Source organism: Thiolapillus sp. (assembly GCF_048562965.1).
In the GTDB taxonomy this organism is placed as follows: Bacteria; Pseudomonadota; Gammaproteobacteria; order Chromatiales; family Chromatiaceae; genus Thiolapillus; species Thiolapillus brandeum_A.
The window spans coordinates 1-1,289 of the sequence record NZ_JBHNMF010000825.1 but is presented as its reverse complement, the minus strand read 5'-3'; the positions used below and the strand labels follow the sequence as shown (position 1 = coordinate 1,289).

Sequence of the window (1,289 nt, the reverse complement as noted above, 5' to 3'; positions counted from 1 at the left end):
GATTATTGTAGCTCTTTTTGCCGCGAATGTCAGGGCGCATCCAACAGTGTGAATATTTCCAATATTGCGCAATCGTTGTTGAAATTATTCGGCATGGCATTAAAAAAGGTGATTATGTCCAAAGCTCAGCTGCCTTCAGTTGTTTCTCGGTGCATGGCGGCGTATGAACGCAGGCAAACAGTAATCGTGGCACCAGGGATGGCAGATCGAATCGGCGGTTGAAGCGGTACTGGGCTTCCGCAAGATAGCGTGCCGCATATTTGCGTACTTTGAACCCGTGGCAGGTTCCCCGAATGGAGTTCTTGAGGTTGCCCAGCAGGGTGTTAATCCAGTGAAAACAATCCAGTTCCGAACTCTTACGCGGGTGAACCACCACCCGCTGATGATGTGTGACCTGCGCTCCTGCAGCCAGGAAGCCGGCCAATCCATCGGAGACCATCAACGTATCGACATCCAATGCCTGTTCCGCCCAGCGGCGCGAGGGTTGTCTGGCAAAAACCCGGCAGGGGATCGAAGCGGACGTAAACAGGATGGGGCAACCCGCCTTCCGGGTCCGGACGGGTTTCCACGGCAATCACGAAGGGCCTCTTTCCGGCGGCCCCTCGGCCCCGCTTGCCGCTGCGAGTTCCGCCCAGGTAGGCGTCATCGACTTCCACCCGGCCTCTCAGAACCCTGTCCGCTTCCCGTTCCTGCATGGCCCGGAGGATCTTGTGCTTGAGACGCCAGGCCGCCCGCCAGGAGATCCCCAGGCTTCGCATCAGCGCCAGAGCCGACACCCCGTTCTTGGCCTGAGTGATCAGATATATGGCCAGAAACCAGGTGGTCAGCGGCAGCTTGCTGGCCTGGAAGAGAGTGCCCACCCGAAGGGAAGTCTGATGATGGCAGGCGCTGCACTGATACAGAGGCTGCTGTCCACGGCGAAATACGGTGCAGTGGTCGTGTCCCCATTGTGGGCACCGAAAACCGTCACGCCAGCGTACCTTCTCCAGCGCCGATTCACACAGGGCTTCAGTACCATACTGAGACAGGAAATCAGGCAACGACAGGCCTCGCTGAAACTGAATCGGATTGATCGACATGGCAGAACTCCGGTGGTTGTGGATGGAATTCATTCTGCCTACACCACTGGCTCACCAGATGAGCCTGCTGAGCTTTGGACATAATCACCTTAAAAAATACAGTTTCCAACCTTGTTTTTGCGCTTTGTACCACAAAATACTGCCGAAAAAGTCAATCATCATGACCCTGAAAATTTTCCAGGCAATTTCAACTGTTGCCCTGCGATACCA

At 55.4% G+C, this 1,289-nt stretch carries 2 protein-coding genes and 1 pseudogene; 2 read left to right on the top strand and 1 reads right to left on the bottom strand.

Going from position 1 to position 1,289, the window contains the following annotated elements:
• Positions 1-222 (top strand): hypothetical protein (locus ACOCD2_RS20390; protein ID WP_419625987.1); only part of this gene is annotated, 222 nt, incomplete at its 5' end.
• On the opposite strand, the pseudogene ACOCD2_RS20385 reads toward ACOCD2_RS20390, so the two are convergent.
• A pseudogene (locus ACOCD2_RS20385) lies at positions 113-1,079 on the bottom strand (IS1595 family transposase). The gene ACOCD2_RS20390 and the pseudogene ACOCD2_RS20385 overlap by 110 nt on opposite strands.
• 22 nt (positions 1,080-1,101) lie before the next feature.
• On the opposite strand from ACOCD2_RS20385, the gene ACOCD2_RS20380 reads away from it, so the two are divergent.
• The coding region (locus tag ACOCD2_RS20380) for a hypothetical protein (RefSeq protein ID WP_293681214.1) at positions 1,102-1,289 on the top strand (188 nt) is incomplete at its 3' end.